Origin of the sequence: Micromonospora sp. WMMD735, assembly GCF_049178995.1 — a bacterium.
Taxonomy (GTDB): Bacteria; Actinomycetota; Actinomycetes; order Mycobacteriales; family Micromonosporaceae; genus Micromonospora; species Micromonospora wenchangensis.
Genome location: NZ_JBMHMJ010000002.1, coordinates 5,401,155 through 5,425,039, shown reverse-complemented (window position 1 = coordinate 5,425,039; position 23,885 = coordinate 5,401,155). Strand labels below are relative to the sequence as shown.

The window sequence follows — 23,885 nt, the reverse complement described above, 5'->3', positions numbered from 1 at the left end:
GGCCGGCCGGACTCTATCACCGGAGGCAGACCCGGTAGTTGCCGCGCGGCAAAGGAATGATCGCTCCCACCGGAACCGCTCCCGTTCTGCGGGTCCCCCCGTTCGTGGGATACCGTTCCACCGATAACAGGAGGTCTGAATGTCCCTGACGGTGCACACGGAACAGCGCGGCGACGTGGTCGTCGTGTCGGTCGCGGGCGAACTCGACATGGCGACCGCACCGCAGCTGCAGGACCAGATCACCGACCTGCTCGACAAGGGTCGCAGCCGGCTGGTGTTCGACCTGGCCGAGGTGTCGTTCTGCGACTCGACCGGGTTGTCGGTCTTCGTCCGGGCCAAGAACAGCTGCGACGAGGCCGGCGGTGTGGTCCGGCTGGCCGCCCCGCAGCGCGGGGTGCTGCGCATCCTTGAGGTCAGCGGCCTGGTGGAGGTGCTGCACACCTATCCGACGGTCGAGCAGGCCGTCGCGGGTGACCCCACCCCCGCGTCGTCCTGACCGGTCTCCTCAGCGCTCGTCCTCGATGAACCGGGGACGGGCGATCACCATGCCCGCCGTCGTCTGCACCGCCAGCGCGGCGAGCAGGAAGCCCATCGGCGCGGTCCAGCCGCCGGTCGCCTCGTAGAGCACCCCGACGAGCAGCGGGCCGAGCGCGGCGATCACGTAACCGGTGCTCTGCGCGAAGGCGGACAGCGCCACCGTGCCGTCGGCCGTGCGGGCCCGCAGGCCGATGGTGGTCAGGATCAGCGGGAACGCGCCCTGGCCGAAGGCGAGCAGCAGCACCCACAGCAGCGCCCCGCTCCGTGGCGCGAACGCCAACCCCAGGTAGGCCGCCGCGGAGAAGGCGGTCAGCCCGAACACCAGCGGGCGCAGCGTCCGGAGCCGGCCGGCCAGCGTCGGCATCAGCAGGGCCACCGGCACCCCGAGCGCGGTGACCCCGGCGAGCAGCAGGCCGGCGCTCTCCGGCCGGAAGCCGGCGTCCCGGAAGAGCTGGGCCAGCCAGCCCATCACCGCGTACCCGCTGAGCGACTGCGCGCCGAAGTAGACCGCCATCGCCCAGCCGAGCCGGGTGCGGGCCGGCCGGACCCGGGTGCGGGCGGCCGGGACCGCCGTCGGGGTGGTGGCCCGTCGGGCGGCGCGGGCCCGCAGCGCCAGCGGCACCCACGGGAGTACGGCCACCGCCGCCAGCAGCGCCCACACGCCGAGCCCGGCCCGCCAGGAGCCGAAGGCGTGCGCCACCGGCACGGCGGAGGCGGCGGCCACCGTCGTGCCGGTGGTCAGCGCCATCGTGTACGCCCCGGTGACCAGCCCGGTGCGGTGCGGGAAGTGCTGCTTGACCAGCATCGGCAGCAGGATGTTCGCCACCGCGATGCCGGCCAGGGCGAGCGCGCTGGTGAGCACGAAGATCGTCGCCGAGCCGGTGACGACGCGGAGCAGCTGACCGACGGTGAGCGCGAGCATAGCCACCACCAGCACCCGGGCGGCCGGCCAGCGCCGGATCAGCCACGGGGTGAGCGCGCCGAGGCCGGCGAAGGCGATGGTGGGCAGGGTGGTGACGAACCCGGCCATCGCGCCGGAGAGCCCGAGTCCGGTGCGTACCTCGTCGAGCAGCGCGCCGAGGCTGGTCACCGCGGCCCGCAGGTTGAGCGCGACGAGCAGCATCCCCACCAGCACCAGCGCGCCGCCGGTGGCCGGCGACGGGGTGCGGTGGGCCGGCCGGTGGGCGAGCGGTTCGGGTGCCTCGACGGCGGGAGCGGTTGGCGGGGTCATGACCTCGAACCTACAATCATGGGATGAATTTCGGCAGCTGGTGTAACCGGTGACACCGTCGCTCGATTCCCCACCCGTGCCCCCGCGCGGTCAGCGGGTGCAGCAGACCATCGAGCAGCTCCGGGGACGGATCCTCGGCGGCGAGTGGCCGGTGGGCGGGCGCATCCCCACCGAGCCGCAGCTGGTGACGGCGCTCGGGGTGGGGCGCAACACCGTCCGGGAGGCCGTCCGGGCGCTGGTGCACGCCGGGGTGCTGGAGTGCCGGCAGGGCTCCGGGACGTACGTGGTGTCGACCGACGAACTGGCCCCGGTGGTGGCCCGCCGGCTCACCGACGACCGGATGGCCGAGGTGGTCGAGGTCCGCCGGGCGTTCGAGGTCGAGGCGGCCCGGCTGGCCGCGCTGCGGCGTACCCCGGAGGACCTGGTGGCGCTCGACAGCGCGCTGGCCGCCCGGGAGGCCGCCTGGCGGTCGGGCCGGGTCGCCGAGTTCGTGGAGGCCGACGTCACGCTGCACACGGCGGTGGTCGCCGCCGCGCACAACGGCATGCTGGCCGAGCTGTACGCCTCGGTCGGCGCGGCACTGCGCAGCACCGTCGCCTACGTGACGGGTGACTCCCTGCAACCGCAGCGGTACGTCGACCACAGCCGGCTGGTGGCCGCGATCCGGGACGGCGATCCCGGACGGGCGGCGTTCGAGGCCGGTGCTTTTCTGGAGCCCCTGTCCGGGGCATAGGTTGTCCCCGACGGAGAATCGGACGGCACAGGAGTAGGGATGCTCAAGGGCTTCAAAGACTTCATCATGCGCGGCAACGTCGTCGACCTGGCGGTCGGTGTCGTCATCGGCGCCGCGTTCACGGGCGTGGTCACCCAGCTGACCAAGTCGTTCCTCGAACCACTGGTCCGGGTCGTCATCGTGCTGATCACCGGCCAGAAGGACGGCCTCAAGGGCTCGACGCCGGAGTTCCGCGGCATCCCGTTCGACTGGATCGCCTTCGTCAACGCGGCGATCACCTTCGCGCTGACGGCGGCGGCGCTGTACTTCCTGGTCGTCTACCCGATGAACCGGCTCGCCGAGCGGCGCAAGCGGGGCGAGGAGCCGCCGCCCGCCGCGCCGAGCGAGGAGGTCAAGCTGCTCACCGAGATCCGCGACGCGCTGCTCGCCGGCGGACACGCCACCCCGGGGCAGCGCGGCGCGCTGGACGACGTGCTCGGCCGGCGTCCGGAGCCGCCCGCCCCGCGCTGACCCGACCGGCGCACATCGGCCCCTGCGGATTCCCGCAGGGGCCGCCTTCTGTCGTACACATGTTCGATAGAGTCCGGCCATGGAGCAGCGTAGGCACTGGTGGAACGGCAAATGGGGACGACTGGCGCGGCGGGACGTCTTCCTCCGCGTCGACGCCGACCGGTGGCACGTCGAGCAGCGCGCCGGTGGCGCGGAGGGGGTCTCCCAGTTCTACGAGTACGGCAGCGCCGACGAGGCCGAGGAGACCGTCCGGGCCCTGCTGGAGGGGACGGACGCCTGGCGGGAGCTGTCCCCGCGTCCGCCCGGTGCCTGGGGTCCGGCGGTTTAGCGGTGGGTGGGGCAGGGAACCGCCCGGGGATGGAGCAGCAGGGCATGGCAGAGCAGGCGGTCATCTCGCGGATCACCACCGGCATGCGGGTGGTCGACACGGTCGGGGTCGAGATCGGCACCGTCGACCTGGTCCAGCGGGGCGATCCCAACGCGGTGACCGTGCAGGCGTCGACCGCCGATCCGGGCGGCAGCCTGGACGAGCTGATCGAGTCGGTGGCCGTCGAGGAGCCGGACGTCCCAGCCGACCTCGCCGCCCGCCTGCTGCGCACCGGCTACCTCAAGGTCTCCACCGAACTGGCCCGCACCGGCGCGGTGTACGTGCTGGCCGACCAGATCGCCACGGTCACCGACGACCAGGTACGCCTGCACGTCCCCGTGGGTGACCTGCCCCCGGAGGAGTGATCCACCCGCCCCGCACCGCCGGGCGGTGTCGGTGGCGACCCGGGCGGCCACCGTGGCACCGACGCGCCGGCGGCGTCCGCTCCGGCGTGCCGAGCCCTCACCTCGACAGCGGTCCCACCGGTGTCGGCGTCGGTGGGGGCGTCGGCGTCGGTGTCGGTGGGGGCGTCGGTGGGGGCGTCAGTGTCGGCGTCGGTGGGGGCCCGGTCGGGGCGGGTACTCGAAGCCGCACCTCGACAGCGGTGCCACCGGGGCACCAGTACCTGTCGCGCTCCCTTTCGACCTGACGGCGTCAACGAATCACCTGCCCGAGGCATGGCGCGACAGCGAAGCCGGGACCGTTCGCCCGGGTGAGTGGGTGAGCGGGCAGCCAGGGGGGTGAGCGGACGAGCGGGTGAGCGGGCAGCCAGGGGGCGAGCGGGCGAGCGGGTGTCTGGGGGCGAGCGGGCGAGCGGGTGCCTGCGGGCGAGCGGGCGAGCGGGCGAGCGGGCGAGCGGGTGCCTGGGGGCGAACGGGCGGGCGGGCGCCATGGGAAAGCCGGCGATCGGGCAGCCAAGGGGTGAGCGGGCGTGCCGGCACCCGGCAGGATGCGGATGAGTCGTTGACGCCGTCAGGTCGAAAGGACGCGCGGAGGTAGTTACCCCCTGGCCGAACGGTGGCCGAGAAGGCGCGGTGCCACGCCCTCCTGACGCGGGAGCAGGCACCGGGACGGCGGGCGGAGCGGCGTCGCGTCGCGTCCCGGGTGGGGGCGCGGCGGTGGGGCGGTCGGACCGGTCGCCGTCGGCCCATCAGGCGGCAGGGACGGGCCTGCGGCGACGGAAGAGCAGCAGCATCAGCCAGCCGGCGACCAGTCCCCAGAACGCCCCGCCCACGCCGAGCAGGCTGACCCCCGAGGCGGTGACCACGAAGGTGACCACGGCGGCCTCGCGGCTCCGGGGATCGGAAATGACCACCGACGCGGTGGCGGTCGTCGGTTCCGGCAGAGCGGTGGACGCGGACCCCGGCAGAGCGGTGGACGCCGGTGCCGGCAGAGCGGTGGACGCCGGTGCCGGCAGGACGGGGGTCACGGACGCCGGCAGAGCGGTGGACGCCGGGCCAGGGGTCGCGGGAACGAGGGGTGCAGCGGGAGCGGGGGGCGTGACGGGAACGAGGGGTGCAGCGGGGGCGGGGGGCGCGGACAGGGCCGCGGAGAGGGCACCGGCCAACGCGCCGAGCAGCGCGAGCCCGGCGACCGCCTCGATGAGCACCGGCGGGGAGAGCAGCACCAGCGTGGTCGCCGCGCCCGCGCCGAGCCCGAGCAGCGCCAGGCCGACGCCGGCGGTCACCGAGGCGATCCAGCGCCGGTCCGGATCGGGGTGGGCGTCGGGGCCGGCGGCGAGGGCGGCGGTGATCGCGGCGAGGTTGACCGCGTGCCCGCCGGTGGCGGCACCGAGCGCGCTGGCCAGCCCGGTGGCGCGCAGCGCCGGGGCGAGCGGCGGCCGGTAGCCGAAACCGCGCAGCACCGCCGTGCCGGGCACGTTCTGCGCGGCCATGGTGACCAGGAACAGGGGTAGCGCCAGGCCGATCACGGCGGGCAGGGTGAACGCCGGCACGGTCGGCGACACCACCGGCCGCAGGTCGCCGAGGGCGACCCCCACGCCGGACGTGGTCAGGGCGATCACCACCGCCGCCGCCACCAGCGCGGCCGGGACCGCCCACCGGGGGGCGAGCCGGTGCAGCACCAGCCAGGTGACGATCACCGGGGCGGCCAGGGCCGGCACCTCGACCAGCGCGCGTACGGGGGCGGTGCACAGCGGCAGCAGCACCCCGGCCAGCATCGCGGCCGCCACCGGGGCGGGGATGGCGGCCACCGCCCGCCCCAGGGCGGGGAAAAGGCCGGCGGTGACGATGAGCAGCCCACACAGCGCGAACGCGCCCACAGCGGCGGGCCACCCGCCGGGGACCGGCCCGGTGGCGACCAGCAGCGCCGCGCCCGGCGTGGACCAGGCGATCGCGATCGGCATCCGGTGCCGCAGGCCGAGCCAGGTCGCGCAGATCCCGGCGGCGACGCTCACCGTGAGCAGCCCGGAGGCGGCCTGCGCCTCGCTGGCGCCGACCGCCCGCAGCCCGGCGAGCACGACGGTGAACGAGCTGGCGAAGCCGACCACGGCGGTCACCACGCCGGCCAGCAGCGGTTGCAACCGATCCCCCACCACACTCCCCCTCGCGCCGGCCACCCATCGTTCCGTTTACGGAACAGCGGCGTGTAGCACCATAGCCGGATGACCCCGCCCCGCCCAGCCCGCCGGCCCGCGCTCGACACCGACGCCGGGGCGGTCGGCCACCGGTTGCGCGCGCTGCGGATGGAACGCGGGGTCTCCCTCTCCACGCTGGCCCGTACCGCCGGGGTCGGGAAGGCCACCCTCTCGGCGCTGGAGAACGGCACCCGCAACCCCACCCTGGAGACGCTCTACGCGATCACCGCCCAGCTCGGCGTACCGCTGGCGGCCGTGCTCGCCGGGCCCGCCGCCACCCCGACCGTGCGGGGCACCAGCGTCGTCGCCACCCTGCTGGAGTCGTTCACCGACACCGACGCCAGTTACGAGCTGTACCGGCTGCGGGTCCGCCCCGGCGGAGAGCAGGTCTCCCCCGCCCACCAGTCGGGGGTCACCGAACACGTCACGGTCTTCGCCGGGGTGCTCCGCGCCGGCCCGGTCGACGCCCCGCTGACCGCCGCCGCCGGTGGCCACCTACGCTGGACCTCCGACGTACCGCACGGCTACGCCGCCCTCGGCGACGAGGAGGTCGCCGCCAGCCTGCTGCTGCGCTACCCCCGCACCTGACCCGCACCGGGCACCCGGTGCTGCACCGCCCAGATCGCCGCCTCGGTACGCGACGCCGAGCCGGTCTTGCGCAGCAGGTTCGACACGTGCACGGTCACCGTCCGCACCGAGATGCCCAGCGCCCGCGCGGCCTGCTTGTTGGACATCCCGGCGACCAGGCAGCCCAGCACCTCGACCTCCCGGCCGGTCAGCTCGGCCTCGGGCGGGGCGGCGGCCCGGGGCGACGGCATCCGCAGGTGCTCCGGCAACGGCTCCCGGACCAGCGCGTCCAGCCCCCGGCCGGCGTGCACCGCCAGCAACTCGGTGAGCGCGTACGGGTTGCCGCCGGTGCGTTGCCAGACGTCGGCACAGACCCGCGCCGGGGGTGGGCTGTCGCCGTACACCTGGGTGAGGATCTCGGCCACCTCGGCGACGCCGAGCGGGCCGAGGTGCTGGCGCACCGCGCCGCGTACCCCGCAGAGGCGGGCCAGGACACGGCGGGTGAGGTCGGGTGCGACCGCGTCGGCCGGCGGCCGGCTCGCCACCACCAGCAGCGCCGGCAACTGCGGCGCGGTGGCCAGCTCGACGACCAGGTTGAGGCTGGCCGGATCGAGATCGTGCAGGTCCTCCACCACGAGCACGGCCGGGCCGGCACCCACCAGCGACCGGACGGTACGCACGGCGAGCCGGAGCAGCGTGCCGGGGGCGTACCGCTCGCGCGGCGCGGCCGGATGCTGGGCCAACCAGGCGAGCGCGTCGGACGGCAGGTCGAGCGCGCCGACGTCGCGGACGCTGAGCACCGCCGCCAGCCAGTCGTACGGGGCCGGATCGTGCACCCGTGCCGTCCCGGCGAGGATCACCGCCGGTCGGGGGGAGAGACCCTCGACGGCCGCCGCGACCAGCCGACTCTTGCCCACCCCGGCGGCCCCGGTGATGACCGTGACGGCGGGGGCCGACCGGCCCGTACCGGCCACGGTGGACCACGCCCGGTCGAGCTCGGCGAGCTCTCCGACGCGACCCACCATGGACACCGGGATCATTTCTCCCACCCTACGTACTAGTGCGTAGAGACGGAGCGAGGGTGTATCCGGCAAGCTTGTCCCATGACGCTGATCCTCCGCTCGGCCATCCTCAACGACGTCGGCCTGGTCCGCACCAACAACGAGGACTCCGCCCTCGCCGGTGAACGCCTGGTCGCGGTGGCGGACGGCATGGGTGGGCTCCCCGCCGGCGAGGTGGCCAGCGAGATCGTCATCCGCATCCTGGACGAGCTGGTCCCCCCCACCGGCACCGACGAGGCCGCCGAGGCGTTGCGGGCCGTCGTCTCCACCGCCAACCGGCGGATCCGGGCGGCGATCTCCGCCGACCCGGCCCGCGAAGGCATGGGTACGACGCTGACCGCCGCCCTGCTCGCCGGGGACACCCTGGTCCTCGCGCAGGTCGGCGACTCCCGGTGCTACCTGCTGCGCGACGGGGAACTGACCCAGCTCACCCGGGACGACACCTTCGTCCAGGCGCTTGTCGACCAGGGGGCGCTCTCCCCCGACCAGGCCCGCCACCACCCGCAGCGTTCCCTGGTCACCCGGGCGGTGCAGGGAGCGGACGCGCCCCCGGCGATCGGGGTGCTGACCGTCTTCGCCGGGGACCGGGTGCTGCTGTGCAGCGACGGTCTCTCCGACTACGTGGCCGACGAGGCGATCCACGGGGCGCTCGTCACCTACCAGGACCGCCGGCACTGCGGTGAGCAACTGGTCAAGCTGGCCCACCAGGCCGGCGCACCGGACAACGTCACCGTGGTGGTCTCCGACGTGACCGAGGGCTGAACCCGGCCAACCGGGTTGCGGCCGACCGCCGGCCGGGTTGGGATGGACGGATGCTCATCCGTCGCCTGGCCGCCGAGGAACGACTGACCACCAGCTTCCCGCTCCAGGCGTACGCCTTCGAGGCGACCCCGCTGAGCCGGGAGCGGGTCGACGCGTTCCACCGCTACCTGCCGTACAACAAGGGCAACCGGACCCTGGTCGTCGAGGAGGGCGGCGAGGCGCGGGCCACCGCCAGCGCGGTGCCGATGCGGCAGAACCTGCGCGGCGCGGTGCTGCCGATGGCCGGGGTCGCCGGGATCGCCACCCACCCGCTGGCCCGCCGTCAGGGGTACGTCCGCGCCCTGCTCTGCCAACTCCTCGACGAGATGCGCGACGGCGGGCACCCGGTGACCGCGCTGTACCCGTTCCGGGCCAGCTTCTACGAGCGGTTCGGCTACGTGGGGCTGCCCCGGGCCCGTACCGTCCGGTTCTCCCCGGCCGACCTGGGCCCGCTGCTGCGCGCCGAGCTGCCCGGCACGGTGGGCTGGGAACGGATCGGCGGCGGCTATCCGCACTACCGCTCGTTCACCGAGCGGTGCCTGCGGGAGCGGCACGGTTTCGCGATCTTCCCCGACTTCCGGGACGTGGGACTGCGGGACCGGGACGACAGGTGGCTGATCACCGCGACGATCGACGGCAGCGTGGTCGGCGCGCTCACCTACCGGATCGACGACCACGGTGGCGAACTGGTCGGCGACGACCTGCTCGCCGCCGACCCGTACGCCCGCGCCCTGCTGTTGCAGTTCCTCGCCCGGCACGTCGACCAGGTGGAACGGATCAGCCTCCGGGTGCCCGCCGACGAGCTGCCCGAGCTGTGGCTGACCGACCTGGCCGTGCACGTCGAGGCCCGGGTGTCCCGGCCCGGGTCGCCGGCGCCGATGGCCCGCCTGCTGAGCGTGGACGCCCTCGCCGGGCTGCCCGCCGGGCCGGGCCGGGTGCGGGTGGACCTGGTCGACGACCGGTGGCTCGCCGGCACCCACCTGCTCGACGGCGTCGACGGGCGGATGGCGTTGGCGCCCGGCGGCCGGTCGGCGGTGACCGACGGTGGCCGGGTGCCGACGGCGACGCTCACCGCCGCCGGGTTGTCCGCGCTGGCGTACGGGGTGCTCGACCCGGCCGAGGTGCACATCCGGGGGCTGGGTGACGTCGGCCCGGAGGCGGCGGACGAGTTGCGCCGGCTCTTCCCCCGTGCACTGCCCTACCTGTTCGCCGACTTCTGAGCGGCCGGCCCCGGCAGGGCCGCCGGGTCTGGTTGACGCGGTGCGGGGGCGGGTACGGTCCCCGGAATGCCGCAGTGGTTGCAAGCCGGGGCGTGGGGCCTGTTGGCCGGTTCCGCGCTCCTGGTCGGGGCTGCCGTCGGGTTCTTCCTGCCGGTGCCCCGCAAGGTCGTCGCGTCGATCATGGCGTTCGGTGCGGGGGTCCTGCTCTCCGCGGTCTCGTTCGAGTTGATCGCCGAGGCGCACGAGCAGGGTGGACTGCTGCCGACCGCGATCGGGGCGGCGGGCGGGGCGTTGGCGTACACGGGGGCCAACCTGCTCCTCGCCCGACGGGGTGCCCGGCACCGGAAACGCTCCGGCGCGGAACAACCCTCCGAGCGGGAGCAGCCCGGTTCGGGTTCGGCGATCGCGGTGGGTGCGCTGCTCGACGGCGTACCCGAGTCGGTGGTGATCGGCGCGAGCCTGCTGGCCGGTGGCCCGGTCAGCCTGGTCACGGTGGCCGCGGTCTTCCTCAGCAACGTGCCGGAGGGGCTGTCGAGCGCCGCCGGCATGCGCCGGGCCGGCCGTTCCCGCCGGTACGTCTTCGGGCTCTGGACGGCGATCGCCCTGGTCAGCGGGGTCGCCGCGCTGCTCGGCAACACCCTGCTGGTTGGTGCGCCGCCGGAGCTGCTGGCCACCATCACCGCGTTGGCCGCCGGGGCGATCCTCGCGATGATCACCGACACCATGGTCCCGGAGGCGTTCGAGGACGCCCACCTGCTGGTCGGCCTGATCACCGTGCTGGGCTTCCTGACCGCGTTCGCCCTCTCCCACGCCTGACGGACCGGCGGCCGGTGGCGGGGGTCAGTAGGGGTCGCCCTGGCCGGGGACGCGGCCCCGGAGCAGGCCGGCGGCCCGACCGGGCAGGTCGGCGACGCCTGACATCGGCGGGCCGGCGGTGTGCGCGCCGTCGGCCATCCCGGCGAACAGTTCCCGCAGCGCGGTCACCGCGTCGACCCGGGGCTGCCAGCCGAGTTCGGTCTCGGCCCGTTCGCTGGACATCAGCGGCGCGGCGAGCCCCAGCTCGACCCAGCCCGCGTCCACCGGTTGCAGCCGGCACCGCCAGGTCAGCGCGGCGGCGGCGCGCAGCACCGGGGCGGCCACCGGCACCGTCCAGCCCTTGAAGTGCCGGGCCACCAGTTCCGGGGTCAGCACCGGGTCCGCGGCGACGTTGAACGCGCCGCGCGCCGCACCGAGGACCGCCCGGGCGTACGCGTCGGCGACGTCGTCGGCGTGCACCGCCTGCATCCGCAGCCGCCGGTTGGCCGGTACGAGCGGGATCCGGCCGTACCGCAGCAGCCGTACCGGGGCCAGTGGCCCGAGGAAGTACCTGGTGATCTCGGTGCCGGCGTCCCGTTGGAAGATCAGTCCGGGGCGCAGCCGCACCACCCGCAGCTGCGGCTGGGCGGCCTCGACGGCGTCCAGCACGGCCTCCACCTCGGCCTTGTCCCGGCTGTACGAGGAGCCGGGCACCCCGGTCGCCGGCCACCGTTCGCTGACCGGGTGGTCCTTCGGGCCGGGCGCGTAGGTGCCGACCGACGAGGCGTACACCAGGGCGGGCACTCCGGCCCGGACGGTCGCCGAGATCACCGCGCGGCTGCCGCCGACGTTGGTCCGGTGCAGGGTGCGCTGGTCGTGGCTGGGCTGGATCTGCCAGGCCAGGTGCACCACCGCGTCGGCCCCCGCGAAGATCGCGGTGAGCTGGTCGACCGCGCCCGGCGCGCCGATGTCGCAGGAGTGCCACCGCACCCCGGCGTAGGGCACTCCGGCGTCGGGGCCGGGCAGCCGGCGGGCGACACCGACCAGGTCGAGCCCCCGTTCCCGACCCAGCCGGCGCAGCACCGCCGTGCCCACGTTGCCGGTGGCCCCCACGATCACGATCCGCATGCCGGGTGCGGTACCCGCTGGACCGTCCGCCAACCCCGCCGGGGGCGGATCGTGGGTCAGCCGCCGGCCGGGGTACGCGCCGGACCGTTGTCGACCAGCTTGAACGTGCTGCGCAGCGGCGCGTCGCCCAACTCTTCGAGGATCAGGCCCCGGCTGGGCGAGAACTGGAGGAACGCCGAGTCGTTGCTGATCGCGTACGCGCCCTTGCCCTTGCTGACGATGCTGAACAGCTGCGTCGGCTTACGCTTGTCGCAGGCCGACCCCTCGACGGTGAGCGGCGTGCCGTCGCCGGGGTTGACCACCTGCCAGCAGGCCGGGTCGTCGTTGGCGGGGTGGCCGTCGCGCCGGCCGTACGCCTTGACCAGGTACTTGCCGCCGCCGGCCGGCGTCGGGACGAACAGTTGGCGTCCGCTGTCGTCGTCGACCTCGACGAGCGCACCGCCGTCGAGGGCCACCCCGGACTCGGTCGCCTGCACCCGGACGATGGTGACCTCCCGCTTGCCGGACAGCACCCCGCCGGCACCGGCCGTGGCCGACGGCTTCCCGGCGGGCCGCGACGGGCTCGCCGACGTCGACGCCGGGGGCGCGGTCGGGTCGGGTGCCGTCGTGGCGGTGGGCGTCACCGCGTCGGAGGGCGTCGCCGACCCCGACGGCGTGGCCGTGGCCGACCCGTCAGCGGCCGGCGTGCCGCCGTCCCCGCAGGCCACCAACGCCCCGGAGCACGCCAGTACCGCGACCCCGGTGACCCACTTCAGCTTCGACATCCCCTGCTCCTCCACCGGCGACCCCGCGCGGGCGCGGGGTGTCCACTGCGCTCCACCCGGACGATGGACGCGCCACAGCATCGAACTGGACGCCGGTGACCCCCCGGCGGTTTCCCCGTACCCGGGAGAACCCGAATCTATCTGCGCCGCCGCGTACCGGGGCCGGCGGCCGGCCGGGACCGGTTCCGGCGGCGGCGTCCACAGTGACCCCGGTCACGTCAATGCCGTGTTTTCCATCGACGGTGACCCCTGCCAAATGGCTGACCAGTACGAACGGCACGACCGTCCACTGTCGTCGAATCGTGGGCGGGTACGGGTCCGATAAGACGGTAGGGTTGGCACACATCGGCGTCGACCAGTGGCGTAGGACCGCCGCTGTCTGTGGCTTGACCAGGATTGGATACGACGACTTTGGCGCACAAACAGGCCGACCGCGAAGAACCGCGCCGCGCCTCAGACGACCAGGCCGCACCGACGACACCGGGTCGCCGTGCCGGTCGACCGCAGTCGATCAAACGACGCGTGATCAGGCTGGTGCTCATTCCCAGCGTCGTCGCCCTGGTGGTCTGGCTCGTCGCCTCCGGCTATCTCATCTTCCAGGGTTTCTACAACCGCCAGGTCGCCAACAGCGTCCGGCAGGTGTCGATCCCGGCGGTCTCCGCGTTGTCCTCGATCCAGCAGGAACGGCGGCTGAGCGTCAGCTACCTCACCCAGCCGTCCCGGGATCTCAGCCGGCTCATCGAGCAGCGGCAGCAGACCGACCAGCGGGTGGCCACCCTGCGTCCCGCCGCCAACGCCGCGCTGGGCAACGCCCCGGACTCGATCGTGACCCGGTGGGAGACGCTCGCCGGCCTGCTCGACGAATTGGCGAGCGTGCGGAGCACCATCGATTCCCGGTCGGCCAACGGGACGGGTGTCTACGATTTCTACAACCGTCTGCTCGACGCCGCGACCGACCTCTTCGACACCCAGGCGAGAATCGTCCCCGACCCCGCCGCAGCCCAGGGCGGTATCGCGGCGACCGAGACTTTCCGCGCCAGTGACCTGATGTCCCGGGCCGGTTCCACCATTGACGGCGCTTTCGGTGCCCGCACCCTCAGCCCGCAGGACCATCTCGACTTCACCAACCTGGTCGGGGCCTATCACGCCGGCCTCACCAACGTGGCTCCGCACCTCGAACCGGAAGCCCGGGAACGCTTTGCCGCGATCACCGGGAGCGACTCCTGGAAAGAACTAGTCGCGGCAGAAAACGCCCTGGTCAGCAATGGGCCGTGGCGTTCCGGCGCACCGCGTGCCCTGACGTTCAACCGGGCCCGGTGGGAAGCCCTCACCCGGCAGGTGTCCGACGATCTGATCAACCTGACCGTGGTGCAGGCCGACACGGTCTCGGCGCGGACCCTGCGCACCGGCAACACCCAGCTCTTCACCGCCTCCCTGGGCAGTCTGGTCGCCCTGCTCGTGGTCATCGCCGCGATCATCTGGGCGATCCGGCAGTCGCAGATCCTGGTGGACCGGGCGTTGTCGGTACGCCTCGCCCAGCTCGGTCGGGACGCCGAGGCGGTGGTCGACAAGCAGCTGCCGGCGATGATGGACCGGCTACGCCGACGGGAGAAGGTCGACCTCGCCTCCGAGCTGCCGCTACCGGATTACGGCAGCGACGAGATCGGCCGGGTGGCCGAGGTGATCAACCGGTCGTTGCAGGCGGCGGCGGGTGCGGCGGTCGACGAGGCGAAGACCCGGGCGGCGGGTATCGCGATGCTGATGGGTGTGGCCCGCCGTCCGCAGCGCCCCCTGCAACGCGGCCTGAAGGTCATCGAGGACCTCCAGAACCGGATCGGCGACGAGAAGCTGCTGGCCGAACTGTTCGACATCAACCACCAGCTCACCCAGACCCGCCGGTTCCTGGAGAACCTCGTCATCCTGGCCGGCGGTCAGATCGGCCGCCGCTTCCAGAACCCGGTGCCGGTGCGCCGGGTGCTGCTGGCGGCCTTCGCGGAGGCCCAGCAGTACCAGCGCATCACCCTGCGCAGCGCGCCGGACGTGGCGGTCGCCGGGCCGGCGGTGGCCGGCACCGTCCACCTGATCGCCGAGTTGCTGGACAACGCGCTGGCGTTCTCGCCGCCCGAGACCACGGTCTGGGTGACCTGCATCGAGGTCAAGCGCGGCATCGCGGTGGAGATCGAGGACGCCGGCGTGGGCATGCGGGCGGACGCGTTGGAGCGGGCGAACGACCTGCTCGCCACCGCACCCACGCCGGACGTGACGGCGCTGAAGGACGGCGCGCAGGTCGGCCTGCACGTGGTGGCGGAGCTGGCCAAGCGGGACGGCGTCCAGGTGAGCCTGCGGGCGTCGGCGTACGGCGGCCTGCTGGCGATCGTGCTGCTGCCCGACCGGGTGATCGTCACCGAGTCGTACGCCGCCGAACTGGACCGCACCGACCCGGGCGTCCTGCCGCTCGGCGGCGTCGCCACGGCGATGTCCCGCCCCGGTGTCGGCGCGGTGCTGCCGGTCGGCGGCGGCCGGCGGGAGCTGCATCCGGCCGCCGGGGCCCGACCCACCGCCGTGGCGACCACCGCACCGGGCGGGGCCGGGCGGACGCCGGCAGATCCCACCGGGGAGCGACACTCCGACCGCAGCGGGGGCATCATGACCGAAGTTCCGGCGCAGCGTGGCCCGGCCCGCGGCGGCTCGTCCGGCCCGCAGGTCGCCGACCGGCCGCCCCTGCCGCACCGCCGGCCGCAGCAGCACCTCGCCCCCGAGTTGCGCGACGAGGGTCTGCCCGGGCCGAAGCCCGACGCCGCGCCGGCTCCCGCCCGTTCACCCGAGGAGGCCCGGGACCGGTTCAGCAGATACCAGAAGGCCTGGGCCGCCGGCCGGGCAGCGAAAAACGGGGACTCCGCCAGCAGAGACGACCGAGGCAGGAACGTATGACCCACTCCGCATCGCAGAACGATCTGACCTGGATCCTCGACGATCTGGTGGAGGTCCCTGACGTGGTCTATGCGGTCGTCCTGTCCACCGACGGGCTGATCGTGCAGAAGTCCACGTCGCTCCCGCAGGATGCCGGGGAGCTGTTGGCCGCCGGCGCGTCGTCCCTGCACAGCATCGCCGCGGGGATGGGCCGCCGGTTCGACAGCGGCCCCGTCCAACAGGTCATCATCGAGTACGAGGGACGCACGCTGTTCGTCGCCGCCGCCGGCCAGAACGCGCGGCTGGCGGTGCTCTGTGAACAGTCCGTCGACATGGGCACCGTCGCGTACGAGATGAGCCGCCTGGTGACCCGCATCGGTGACTACCTCGGCTCCGAGGCCCGCCTCGACGGCCCCCTACTCACCGACCGACCCGGGTCGAAACCATGAGTCACGACGTGTGGGACGGCGACGACGAGGCGGAGGCCGGCCGGCTGGTGCCGTTGTACATCCTCGTCAACGGGCGGACGAGCCCCCGCAACACCAGCCTCGACCTGGCCACCCAGGTCATCGCCCTGCCGGCCGACCAGAGCCGGCTGGAACTGGAGTACCGGGAGATCCTGCACCAGTGCACGGGGTGGATCTCCATCGCCGAGATCGGCGCCTACCTGCACCGGCCGCTCGCCATCACCAAGGTGATGGTCGACGTGCTCCACGAACAGGGGTTCCTGGACATCGGCTCACCGGCACAGGAGAAGATCGCCGACCGGTGGCTGCTGGAAACGGTTCTCGCCGGCCTGCAGCGGATATAGAAGAGGGACTGATACGCGTGGATCGGAAATCGGTGAAGGTCGTCGTGGCGGGCGGCTTCGGCACCGGCAAGACCACCCTGGTCGGCTCGGTCAGCGAGATCCCACCACTGGTCACCGAGGAGGTCCTCACCCAGGCCAGCATCGGGGTGGACGACCTCACCGGCGTGGAGGACAAGTCCAGCACGACCGTCGCCCTGGACTTCGGGCGGATCACCATCAGCGACGACGTCGTGCTCTACCTGTTCGGCACCCCGGGGCAGGACCGGTTCTGGTTCATCTGGGACGAGCTGGCCCAGGGCGCGGTGGGAGCGATCGTGCTGGTCGACACCCGTCGGCTCGGCACCAGTTTCCCGGCCGTCGACTACTTCGAGCGTCGGGGCATCCCGTTCGTCGCCGCCGTCAACCGCTTCTTCGGTGAGTGCCCCTACACCGAGGAGGAGATCCGCGCCGCGCTGGAGCTGGACGAGACCGTGCCGCTGCTGTGGTGCGACGCCCGGGACCGGGCCTCCAGCAAGCAGGCGCTGATCGAGCTGGTGCGGCACGCCCTGTCCCGGCTGCCCGCCACCGCCTGAGCGACCCCGTCCCGCGGTGTCGGCCGGCTCCGGCCGCGCCGGCCGGAGCCGGCCGTACCGGGTTCAGTCGGTACCGCCGCCTCCCGTCGGGAGCTGCGCCAACCGCACCTTGAAGTGGCGGAGCAGGGGCGGCGACGAGACGACCCGGTAGCCGGGGACCCGGCCGGGTTCCTTGGCGATGTCGGCGAGCACGGCGGCCACGTACTCGAAGTGGGTGTCGGTGTAGACGCGGCGCGGGATGGCCAGGCGCACCAGTTCGAAGGGGGCCGGCGTGACCAGCCGGTGCCGGTCGTCCATCCCGCCGAGGTAGAGGGAGCCCAGCTCGGCGCAGCGGATGCCCCCGTCGAGGTAGAGCTGGCAGCCGAGGGCATGCCCGGGGAACTCCGCCGGGGACAGGTGGGGCAGCAACCGGCCGGCGTTGAGGTAGAGGGCGTGGATGCCGGCGGGTTGCACGGTGTCCACCCCGGCCTCGTTGACCAGCCGGGCCAGCCGGGCGGTGGAGGCGGCCCGCGCCCGCAGGTACGCGGGGTCGACCACCTCGCGCAGCCCCTGGGCGAGCCGTTCGAGGTCGTGTCCGGCCAGCCCGCCGTAGGTGGAGAACCCCTCGGTGGCGATCAGGTTGGCCTCGCACCTGGCGAACAGGTCGTCGTCGCGCGACCCGATGAGCCCGCCGATGGCCGACAGACCGTCCTTCTTGAGGCTCACCACGCAGCCGTCGGCGAGCCCGAAGGCGTGGGTGGCGATCTGCCGGGGCGTCCAGTCCCGGTAGCCGGGCTCGCGCTGCCCGACGAGCCAGGCGTTCTCGGCGAACCGCGCCGCGTCCAGGAAGAACGGCACGCCGTGCGCGCGGCACAGGTCACGGACGGCGGTGAGGTTGGCCATCGACACCGGTTGCCCGCCGAGGCCGTTGTTGGTGATCGTGATGAGGACCAGCCCGACCCGGTCGCGTTCCGGCCCGGTGAGCGTGGCGGCCAACGCGTCGAGGTCGATGTCGCCCTTGAACGGGTCCGCGCTGTCGAGGTCGAACGCGGCCGGGCAGGGCAGGTCCCGGGCCTCCGCGCCGGCCAGCGTGACGTTGGCCCGGGTGGTGTCGAAGTGGGTGTTGCTGAGGCAGAGCTGACCGGGTTCGAGCAGGCTGGTGAAGAGCACGCGTTCGCCGGCCCGCCCCTGGTGCACGGGGAGCAGGTGCGGATAGCCGGTGAGGTCGCGTACCTCGTCGCGGAACCGGAACCAGGAGCGCGCCCCCGCGTAGGACTCGTCGCCGAGCGCGGCGGCGGCCTCCTGCGCGGCCGAGGTGGCCCCGGTGCCGGAGTCCGACAGCAGGTCGATGGTGATCTGGTCGGCGCGCAGCTCGAACGGGTTGTATCCGGCGTCCGCGAGGGCCTCCCGCCGCTGCTGCGGGTCGAGGAAGGGGATCGGTTCGACCACCTTGATCCGGTACGGGGGCAGCATCGCGTAGGCGTCGACGGGCACTGTTCGCTCCTCGATGGACGGTCAGGGGTGTCCCGCGCCGGCCCGGCCGGTCGGGGTGGCCAGCGCCGTGCGGTCGACGGTCAGCGGGCGGCGTACCGGCGGGGTCACCCGGTACGCCTCGGCGGACAGGTAGACGGTCACCCCCGGCCGGGGCGCGCCCAGCCGCAACGACAGGTGCGGGATCAGCCCGACGCCGTCCCGCAGCGGCCGTCGGGCCACCGCGGCGAGCGCCCGGTCCAGCAGCGTGTGGCCGAAGCCGTAGCGGTCCAGCACCGCCACCACCCGGTCGTACGCTTCGTCGTCGTCGTCGACGTAGCCGCGGATCGGCACGTAGAGGCTGTAGCCGACCGGCCGGTCGACCCCCTCGACCAGGGTGTAGCTGCCCACCAGGGGAAGACCGGCGAACCGGGTCCGGCCGCCACCGGCCAACTCGACGAACTCGGTGAGCCGGGTCGCGTCCACGTCGTGGACGATCCCGGCAGCCCGGACGACGTCGCGCACCTCGGCGTCGTGGTGGGTCAGGTAGAGCTTGACCCGGGCCTGGGCGTCGTCGTGCAGGTCGAGGGCGAAGAACGTCAGCCGGTCCCGGCGGCCCAGCTCGCCCGGCCGGACGCCGTGGTCGAGCATCGCCCGGTAGGACCTGCCGAGCCCGAGCCGGTGCAGCGCCTCGGCGATCAGGCCCGGCGCCCGGTCGGCCCCCCGCAGCTCCGGATTGAGGTAGACCTTGAACTCGGGCCGCCGGCCGCTGCGGAACACCAGTGAGCACCAGAGCGCGAAGGCGCCCTGCGGGTCGTCGGTGGTGAACAGGTCGCGTACCGATTCCAGCCGGGACGTGGACAGTCCGGCACGGTGCGCCTGCCGGTCGAGGAACCGTCGGGTGGCGACCATGTTGGCCGACCGGCCGGGTGGTGCACCCAGGGTCTCGCCGAGAATGCGCACGGTCGGCGGTTCGGTGGCGCTGAAGGCGATGGAGAACTCCACCGGGGTGTGGTCGTCGGCGATGTCGGACGGCCAGCGTGGCGGGGCCGACAACGGCTGCGAACCGGCTGTTCCGAGCAGGCTTTCCAGCAGTTCCACCGGCTCTGCCGCAGCGATTCCGCCGACCTCGCACAATCGCCTCAGCTGGTCGCCCAGACGATCGGAAAGGGACACCTCGTCCATCAATTCCCTCTCCCGATCAGGCTGCCGACCAAAAGAGACCTTAGGAAGCATTTCACGACAAGGTCAAGATTGATCACAACTTGCAATGACATAACGGGAGCGAGACCGGCAAATCACCTCGGACAATTACCCAGAGTCGCGTACAGGATACGTCACACCGAGTTGATGAACGCGCGGGGGCATCAGTTTTCCGGGTCCCACCCCGCTCGCCGCCGCCGCGTCGGCCGGCAACCACCAACACATCCATGTGCGACACTGTCCGTCACGGTGCGACACCGGTCACACACCGAACGGAGGGGCGGGCGATGGCCACCGCTGCGGCACCATCAGTGCTGATCGGCGCGGTCGTGCGCGTCATGAGGGACCTGGCGGTCCACCCGCTCGCCCTGGAGATCGACGGCACCGGGGCACGCGTGCTGACCACCATGCACGCCAAGGCGCTGCGGACCCGCAGCCGGGGCCCCTACAGTCCGGACAACCTGCCCCCCGAGGCCCTCACGATGATCGACTGGCTCAGCCTGAAGCTGTCCGTCGACCCGCAGCGGGTCGACGTCACCATCGAGGGCGGCGGACCCTGGCCCCGACTGCTGCTGGAGTTGCCCGACAAGCGGGTCACCGTACGGTTCGTGGTGCCCGAGGACGCGCCGCCCGGATACCAGCCGGAGTCCAACAACGCCACGTTGTCGGGTGACGTGAACATCGCCCTGGAGTTCCTGGCCGGTTCCCTGCGCGCCCTGGGCGGTCGGCTGCACGGCGAGCCACCGATCACCCTGACGCTGAGCTACCCCGACGATCCCCACTACGAACGCAACACCGCAGGGCTGCCGGCGGAGTTCCGGGATCTCGTCCCGCCGGTCGTGGCCGACCTCGCGGTCGACCGCAGCCGGTTCTCCCGCAAGCAACGGGTCGCCCACAACGAAGCGCTGCGCGCGGCGGCGTACGACGACCAGCCGATGGAACCCGCGGCGGGCAGTTGGTTCAGCACCCGGCTCAGCACCCGGCTCGGCGCGGCCCGGTTGCGGGTCAACCCGTGAAGTCGTAGTCCCAGTCCAGCTCCCACCGCCGGATCGCCGGCCGGTTGTCCATCGACACCAGGCTCCGGCCGTCCGCCGTGAACGCCACGGACGTCACCGGCTCCGGATGACCGTCGCACGTGTGCACGCGTCGTCCCGTCCGCACGTCCCAGATGCGCAGCGTACGGTCCGCGTCGGCGGTCACCGCGTGCCGCCCGTCGGGGCTCACGTCGAACACGTCCGCCTCGGAGGCGAGTTCGCACAGCACCCGCCCGGTCGCCGTCTCCCACACCGACACCACCCGCCCGTACGACCCGTCGTACGCGGCGACGAGCCCGACCCGTCCGTCCCGGCTCAACGCTACGGCGTCGCCCCGGCTCGGTAGCGCGTACCGCTGGCGGCCGGTGTGCACGTCCCACGCGGTCAGTTCCCTCGCCGAGTTGACCAGGAGCTGTCGTCCGTCCGGGGTGAACCGCAGCGTCGTCCGCCCGAACCCGACGGGGACCGTGAGCACCGGGCTTCCGGTGCCCGTACGCCACAGCCGGCACGTCCGGTCCTCCGCACCGGCCGACGCGGCGTACCTACCGTCGTCGCTGAGTCGGACCGACCCCACCGGCCCCTGGTGCGCCACCATCGTGCGGCTCAGGTGCAACCGGTGCAGGCTCCACAGGCACAGGTTGCCCTCGGCGTCACCGACGATCGCGTACCGGCCCGCACCGTCCAGGGCGATTGCCCGTACCGCGCCGTGGTCGCCGTGCAGTTCCGCCTGCCGCCGGCCGGCCGTCAGGTCCCACAGGTGGGCGGTCCCGGCCCAGTCCGCGCTGACCGCGAGCCGGGCGTCGGTGGAGAGCACGAGGGTGTGCGCCTTGCCCACCCGCTCCGCGAAGGTGTGCCGTTGCCGGCCGGTCGGCAGCTCCCACACCCGGATCAGGCCGTCGGCGCCGCCGGTCACCGCCAGCTCGCCGTCGACACTGAGCGCCGGCTCCAGCCCGGGTACGAAGGTGAACTGGCCGCCGCGCAGCTCGTAGCGCTGCCAGATGCCCAGCGGCGCGGTCCGCTCGCCCGCCGCCCGCCCCAGCCGCTCCCACAGGTCCCGCAGCTCCGGGTGACGCTCGAACCCGACCAGGTCGCGGGCGGCCCGCAGTTCCCCGACGGCGTCGGCCGTCCGGCCCTCCCGGGCGAGCGCCTCCGCCCGGACGATCCGTTGCCGGACCTGCGCCTCGGCCGCCAGCACCGCCCGCGCCGCCAGGGGCCGCTCGTAGCTCCACGGCGCACGCAGGTCGGGACGGGGCAGCCGGTGGACGTGCAGCCCCCCGTACTCGTCCCCGACCACGACCAGCGCGCCGTCGGCGCTGATCGCCACACAGGTGAGCGACAGCAGACCGACCAGCTCCGGTGGCAGCCCGTCGGTACGCGTGGCGACGGTACGCAGGCACCGGCCGGAGGCCGTCTCCCAGACCCGTAGCGGTTGGCCGGCACTGCCGTACCCGACCGAGGCCGCCCGTTCGCCGTCAACGCTGAGCACGACCGTCGAGTACCGGTTCAGGGTGTTCGGCACCGGACCCCGCACCCGGTTGGGTCGGGTCTCCCACAGGTGCGCCACCCGCGTCTGGTGCCCGATCAGCAGGGCGTACCTGCCGGACCCGCCCAACGCCACCTGGTCGACCCCGGTCATCCGCATGTCGGCGGACTTGACCAGGCGGTGCAGCCAGCGCCCGGTGTCGACCTCCCAGACCACCACGCTGCCGTCGCCAGGTGCCGCCGACACCGCGACCGTGCCGTCCTCGCTCAGGCCCAGCACGGTGACCTCGGCGGGCCTCTCCTGGATCTCCGGCAGGATCCGGCCCGTCGCCGGGTCCAGCCGCTGGTAGGTGCCAGGCGGATGCTCCAGGGTGCGCCGCAGCCGCCCGTCCGCCGTGTCCCGTAGCTCGATCCGGCCGTCGTCGTACCCGATGGCGGCCGTGCCCGAGGCGGTGAGCGCCAGGGCGGTCACCGCCGCCCCCCGGTCGGACGGCACCCGGACGCACCCGCCCCGCGCCAGGTCCCAGCACTCGACCCGGCCGTCCTTGCGGGCGACGAGCGCGGCCCGGCCGTCCCGGTCGACCGTCAGGGCCGTGACCGCGGCACCGGTGGCGTCCGCACCGAGTTCGGTGCCCGCCGGCGGCCCGGTCAGCGACCACGTCCGGAGGCTGCCGTCCGCGCCGCCGGTGACCGCCACCCGGCCGCTTGCGTCCACGGCGACGGCGGACACCCGGCGACGGTGGCCGGGCAGCCGCTGCGACCCGGGCTGCGTCCCGCGCCGGGCCAGGGCGGCGGTCACCTCGGTGACCTCGGGGCCGGCGGGCGCGGTGGCCAGCAGCGTCCGGGCCGCCGCGTCGTCACCCCGTTCCGCGTGGACGAACCCCAGCAGGTGGTCGGCCCGCCAGTTCTCCCCGGCGATCTCCCGTGCCGCCAGTAGCTCCGCCAGCACCTGTTCGTCGGTGATCCGGCCCTGCCGCCACCGGTACAGCGCCCAGTTGTAGACCGCGCCGGGATGGTGCGGGTCGATGTCGACGGCGGAGCGCCACAGGTGTTCCGACTCCGCCGGCCGGTCGAGGTCGAGCAGCGAGAGCGCCTGGTTGGAGAGGCTGCCGGCGAGCAGGCCCGCCGCCGACGGCGGCACCCGTGGATAGCGGACGCCGAGCAGGTCGGCGTACGTCCCGGCGACCTCGGTGGCCAGGTCGGCGAGGCTGTGCGGGCGGGTCGACGGGTCGACGTCGAAGCACCGCCGGAGCAGGTCGACGATCCCCGGTGGCATCGGCTGCGCCCCCGGGCGGGCCTCCCCCGCGGCCAGGTATTCGGCGAAGGCCTCCCGTGCCGCCTGACCGTAGCGGCAGGGGCGGTGACCGGCGAACATCTCCCACACGCACAGCGCCCACGACCAGACGTCGGTGGCCCGGGTGAGGGTGACCCGCGCGCCGGCCGCCGCCTCGGCCTGCTCGGGCGAGCAGTAGGCGGGGGTCATGCCGCCGAAACTCGCGCCCAGGCTGGCGTCCGGCCCGGTGCCGTCGGCCCCGTCGACGGCGGCGCGGGCACCGGCCAGACCGAAGTCGGTGACCTTCGCGGTCCAGTCGCCGTCGAGACCGACCATGATGTTCGCGGGCTTGACGTCCTGGTGGACCAGGCCCTGCCGGTGGGCGTGGTCGATGCCCCACGCCGACTGCACCGCGAGGTCCAGCGCCCGGGCGAGGAACCCGCCGTCGGGGCCGTCCGGCCCCCCGTGCAGCCGCCCGGCCCGGACCAGGTGGTCCAGCGACCCGCCGGTGACCCACTCGGCGAACACGCAGGGCAGCCCGTCGACCCGGCGCACGTACGCGCAGCTGACCACGTGGGGGTGCAGGCCCAGCCCGACCCAGGTGCCCGCCTCGGATTCGAAGCGGGCCCGTCGCGCCTCGGTGGACAGTTGCTCGGGGCGCGGCACCTTGACGGCGAGGTCGGTTTCCCAGCCGGGGTGCCGTACCCGGTAGACCAGGCCCATGCCACCGGCGAGGGGGTCGTCGAGCACTTCGTAGAGGTCCAGAATCCGGTCCCCGGGACGCCACGGCATGGTTCGAGCCTGGCACCGCCCGGCACACGGGACAACCGTCGGTTGGTCG

The 23,885-nt window shown here is 73.6% G+C and carries 22 protein-coding genes; 14 read left to right on the top strand and 8 right to left on the bottom strand.

From position 1 onward, the window contains the following. Positions 1–139: 139 nt before the first annotated feature. A complete protein-coding gene (locus ACN268_RS23635; RefSeq protein ID WP_088642031.1) occupies positions 140–496 on the top strand; it encodes an STAS domain-containing protein in 357 nt (118 codons plus the stop codon). 9 nt (positions 497–505) lie between these two features. Here the strand turns inward: ACN268_RS23635 and ACN268_RS23630 are convergent, their stop codons facing one another. Beyond that, the gene (locus ACN268_RS23630) at positions 506–1,768 is read right to left on the bottom strand and encodes an MFS transporter (protein ID WP_421485043.1); all 1,263 of its coding nucleotides are present in this window, start codon (positions 1,766–1,768) and stop codon (positions 506–508) included. Positions 1,769–1,817: 49 nt separating this feature from the next. On the opposite strand from ACN268_RS23630, the gene ACN268_RS23625 reads away from it, so the two are divergent. From ACN268_RS23625 to ACN268_RS23610, 4 genes are all read left to right on the top strand, one after another. After that, a complete protein-coding gene (locus tag ACN268_RS23625; RefSeq protein WP_421485042.1) occupies positions 1,818–2,501 on the top strand; it encodes a FadR/GntR family transcriptional regulator in 684 nt (227 codons plus the stop codon). Between the two features lie 39 nt (positions 2,502–2,540). Beyond that, on the top strand, positions 2,541–3,011 hold the full coding sequence (gene mscL, locus ACN268_RS23620) for a large conductance mechanosensitive channel protein MscL (protein ID WP_088642028.1): 471 nt from the start codon (positions 2,541–2,543) through the stop codon (positions 3,009–3,011). A 79-nt stretch (positions 3,012–3,090) separates the two neighbouring features. Further along, positions 3,091–3,339, top strand: a complete 249-nt coding sequence (locus ACN268_RS23615; protein WP_421485041.1) for a hypothetical protein — start codon at positions 3,091–3,093, stop codon at positions 3,337–3,339. 44 nt (positions 3,340–3,383) lie between these two features. Continuing rightward, on the top strand, positions 3,384–3,743 hold the full coding sequence (locus ACN268_RS23610; protein WP_145917392.1) for a hypothetical protein: 360 nt from the start codon (positions 3,384–3,386) through the stop codon (positions 3,741–3,743). 785 nt (positions 3,744–4,528) lie between these two features. Here ACN268_RS23610 and ACN268_RS23605 read toward each other — a convergent pair. Then, positions 4,529–5,932, bottom strand: a complete 1,404-nt coding sequence (locus ACN268_RS23605; protein WP_421485040.1) for a benzoate/H(+) symporter BenE family transporter — start codon at positions 5,930–5,932, stop codon at positions 4,529–4,531. 69 nt (positions 5,933–6,001) lie between these two features. On the opposite strand from ACN268_RS23605, the gene ACN268_RS23600 reads away from it, so the two are divergent. Next, on the top strand, positions 6,002–6,562 hold the full coding sequence (locus ACN268_RS23600; RefSeq protein WP_421485039.1) for a helix-turn-helix domain-containing protein: 561 nt from the start codon (positions 6,002–6,004) through the stop codon (positions 6,560–6,562). Here the strand turns inward: ACN268_RS23600 and ACN268_RS23595 are convergent. Continuing rightward, positions 6,547–7,581, bottom strand: coding sequence for an AAA family ATPase (locus ACN268_RS23595; protein WP_421485038.1), 1,035 nt, complete (start codon positions 7,579–7,581; stop codon positions 6,547–6,549). The two genes, ACN268_RS23600 and ACN268_RS23595, sit on opposite strands and share 16 nt — an antisense overlap. A gap of 63 nt (positions 7,582–7,644) precedes the next feature. On the opposite strand from ACN268_RS23595, the gene ACN268_RS23590 reads away from it, so the two are divergent. The 3 genes from ACN268_RS23590 to ACN268_RS23580 all read left to right on the top strand — a co-directional run bounded on the left by ACN268_RS23590 (position 7,645) and on the right by ACN268_RS23580 (position 10,439). Further along, complete coding sequence (locus ACN268_RS23590) at positions 7,645–8,364, top strand: PP2C family protein-serine/threonine phosphatase (protein ID WP_088642022.1); 720 nt, start codon at positions 7,645–7,647, stop codon at positions 8,362–8,364. 50 nt (positions 8,365–8,414) lie between these two features. Next, positions 8,415–9,623, top strand: coding sequence for a GNAT family N-acetyltransferase (locus tag ACN268_RS23585; RefSeq protein WP_421485037.1), 1,209 nt, complete (start codon positions 8,415–8,417; stop codon positions 9,621–9,623). Between the two features lie 66 nt (positions 9,624–9,689). After that, positions 9,690–10,439, top strand: coding sequence for a ZIP family metal transporter (locus ACN268_RS23580; protein ID WP_421485036.1), 750 nt, complete (start codon positions 9,690–9,692; stop codon positions 10,437–10,439). Positions 10,440–10,463: 24 nt separating this feature from the next. On the opposite strand, the gene ACN268_RS23575 is transcribed toward ACN268_RS23580, so the two are convergent. Continuing rightward, positions 10,464–11,546, bottom strand: a complete 1,083-nt coding sequence (locus ACN268_RS23575) for an NAD-dependent epimerase/dehydratase family protein (protein ID WP_421485035.1) — start codon at positions 11,544–11,546, stop codon at positions 10,464–10,466. 56 nt (positions 11,547–11,602) lie between these two features. After that, positions 11,603–12,310: a hypothetical protein gene (locus ACN268_RS23570; RefSeq protein WP_421485034.1), complete on the bottom strand. Its 708-nt coding sequence runs from the start codon at positions 12,308–12,310 to the stop codon at positions 11,603–11,605. Between the two features lie 522 nt (positions 12,311–12,832). Between ACN268_RS23570 and ACN268_RS23565 the strand changes: the two genes are divergently transcribed. Genes ACN268_RS23565 through ACN268_RS23550 form a run of 4 tightly spaced genes read left to right on the top strand, consistent with a single transcriptional unit; the run spans position 12,833 to position 16,603 of the window. Beyond that, entirely contained in the window at positions 12,833–15,241 is a 2,409-nt protein-coding gene (locus ACN268_RS23565) for a nitrate- and nitrite sensing domain-containing protein (protein ID WP_421485033.1), read from the top strand. After that, positions 15,238–15,669, top strand: coding sequence for a roadblock/LC7 domain-containing protein (locus ACN268_RS23560; protein ID WP_204925689.1), 432 nt, complete (start codon positions 15,238–15,240; stop codon positions 15,667–15,669). Before ACN268_RS23565 ends, ACN268_RS23560 begins: the two co-directional genes overlap by 4 nt. Continuing rightward, positions 15,666–16,031: a DUF742 domain-containing protein gene (locus ACN268_RS23555; protein ID WP_204925688.1), complete on the top strand. Its 366-nt coding sequence runs from the start codon at positions 15,666–15,668 to the stop codon at positions 16,029–16,031. The genes ACN268_RS23560 and ACN268_RS23555 overlap by 4 nt, the downstream gene beginning before the upstream one ends. Before the next feature lie 11 nt (positions 16,032–16,042). Then, a complete protein-coding gene (locus ACN268_RS23550) occupies positions 16,043–16,603 on the top strand; it encodes a GTP-binding protein (RefSeq protein WP_421486976.1) in 561 nt (186 codons plus the stop codon). Between the two features lie 63 nt (positions 16,604–16,666). On the opposite strand, the gene ACN268_RS23545 is transcribed toward ACN268_RS23550, so the two are convergent. Next, the gene (locus ACN268_RS23545) at positions 16,667–18,076 is read right to left on the bottom strand and encodes a tryptophanase (protein WP_421485032.1); all 1,410 of its coding nucleotides are present in this window, start codon (positions 18,074–18,076) and stop codon (positions 16,667–16,669) included. Positions 18,077–18,097: 21 nt separating this feature from the next. Next, a complete protein-coding gene (locus ACN268_RS23540; protein WP_421485031.1) occupies positions 18,098–19,153 on the bottom strand; it encodes a tryptophan dimethylallyltransferase family protein in 1,056 nt (351 codons plus the stop codon). A 440-nt stretch (positions 19,154–19,593) separates the two neighbouring features. On the opposite strand from ACN268_RS23540, the gene ACN268_RS23535 reads away from it, so the two are divergent. After that, complete coding sequence (locus tag ACN268_RS23535) at positions 19,594–20,271, top strand: hypothetical protein (RefSeq protein ID WP_421485030.1); 678 nt, start codon at positions 19,594–19,596, stop codon at positions 20,269–20,271. Here the strand turns inward: ACN268_RS23535 and ACN268_RS23530 are convergent. Next, on the bottom strand, positions 20,261–23,836 hold the full coding sequence (locus ACN268_RS23530) for a protein kinase domain-containing protein (protein ID WP_421485029.1): 3,576 nt from the start codon (positions 23,834–23,836) through the stop codon (positions 20,261–20,263). The two genes, ACN268_RS23535 and ACN268_RS23530, sit on opposite strands and share 11 nt — an antisense overlap. Between the last annotated feature and the right edge of the window lie 49 nt (positions 23,837–23,885).

Coding starts and splice junctions, on each gene's coding strand:
- ACN268_RS23580 (WP_421485036.1), top strand. CDS start 9,690: ATGCCGCAGTGGTTGCAAGCCGGGGCGTGGGGCCTGTTGGCCGGTTCC.
- ACN268_RS23585 (WP_421485037.1), top strand. CDS start 8,415: ATGCTCATCCGTCGCCTGGCCGCCGAGGAACGACTGACCACCAGCTTC.
- ACN268_RS23575 (WP_421485035.1), bottom strand. CDS start 11,546: ATGCGGATCGTGATCGTGGGGGCCACCGGCAACGTGGGCACGGCGGTG.
- ACN268_RS23530 (WP_421485029.1), bottom strand. CDS start 23,836: ATGCCGTGGCGTCCCGGGGACCGGATTCTGGACCTCTACGAAGTGCTC.
- mscL (WP_088642028.1), top strand. CDS start 2,541: ATGCTCAAGGGCTTCAAAGACTTCATCATGCGCGGCAACGTCGTCGAC.
- ACN268_RS23610 (WP_145917392.1), top strand. CDS start 3,384: ATGGCAGAGCAGGCGGTCATCTCGCGGATCACCACCGGCATGCGGGTG.
- ACN268_RS23570 (WP_421485034.1), bottom strand. CDS start 12,310: ATGTCGAAGCTGAAGTGGGTCACCGGGGTCGCGGTACTGGCGTGCTCC.
- ACN268_RS23630 (WP_421485043.1), bottom strand. CDS start 1,768: ATGACCCCGCCAACCGCTCCCGCCGTCGAGGCACCCGAACCGCTCGCC.
- ACN268_RS23590 (WP_088642022.1), top strand. CDS start 7,645: ATGACGCTGATCCTCCGCTCGGCCATCCTCAACGACGTCGGCCTGGTC.
- ACN268_RS23555 (WP_204925688.1), top strand. CDS start 15,666: ATGAGTCACGACGTGTGGGACGGCGACGACGAGGCGGAGGCCGGCCGG.
- ACN268_RS23635 (WP_088642031.1), top strand. CDS start 140: ATGTCCCTGACGGTGCACACGGAACAGCGCGGCGACGTGGTCGTCGTG.
- ACN268_RS23595 (WP_421485038.1), bottom strand. CDS start 7,581: ATGATCCCGGTGTCCATGGTGGGTCGCGTCGGAGAGCTCGCCGAGCTC.
- ACN268_RS23535 (WP_421485030.1), top strand. CDS start 19,594: ATGAGGGACCTGGCGGTCCACCCGCTCGCCCTGGAGATCGACGGCACC.
- ACN268_RS23560 (WP_204925689.1), top strand. CDS start 15,238: ATGACCCACTCCGCATCGCAGAACGATCTGACCTGGATCCTCGACGAT.
- ACN268_RS23615 (WP_421485041.1), top strand. CDS start 3,091: ATGGAGCAGCGTAGGCACTGGTGGAACGGCAAATGGGGACGACTGGCG.
- ACN268_RS23600 (WP_421485039.1), top strand. CDS start 6,002: ATGACCCCGCCCCGCCCAGCCCGCCGGCCCGCGCTCGACACCGACGCC.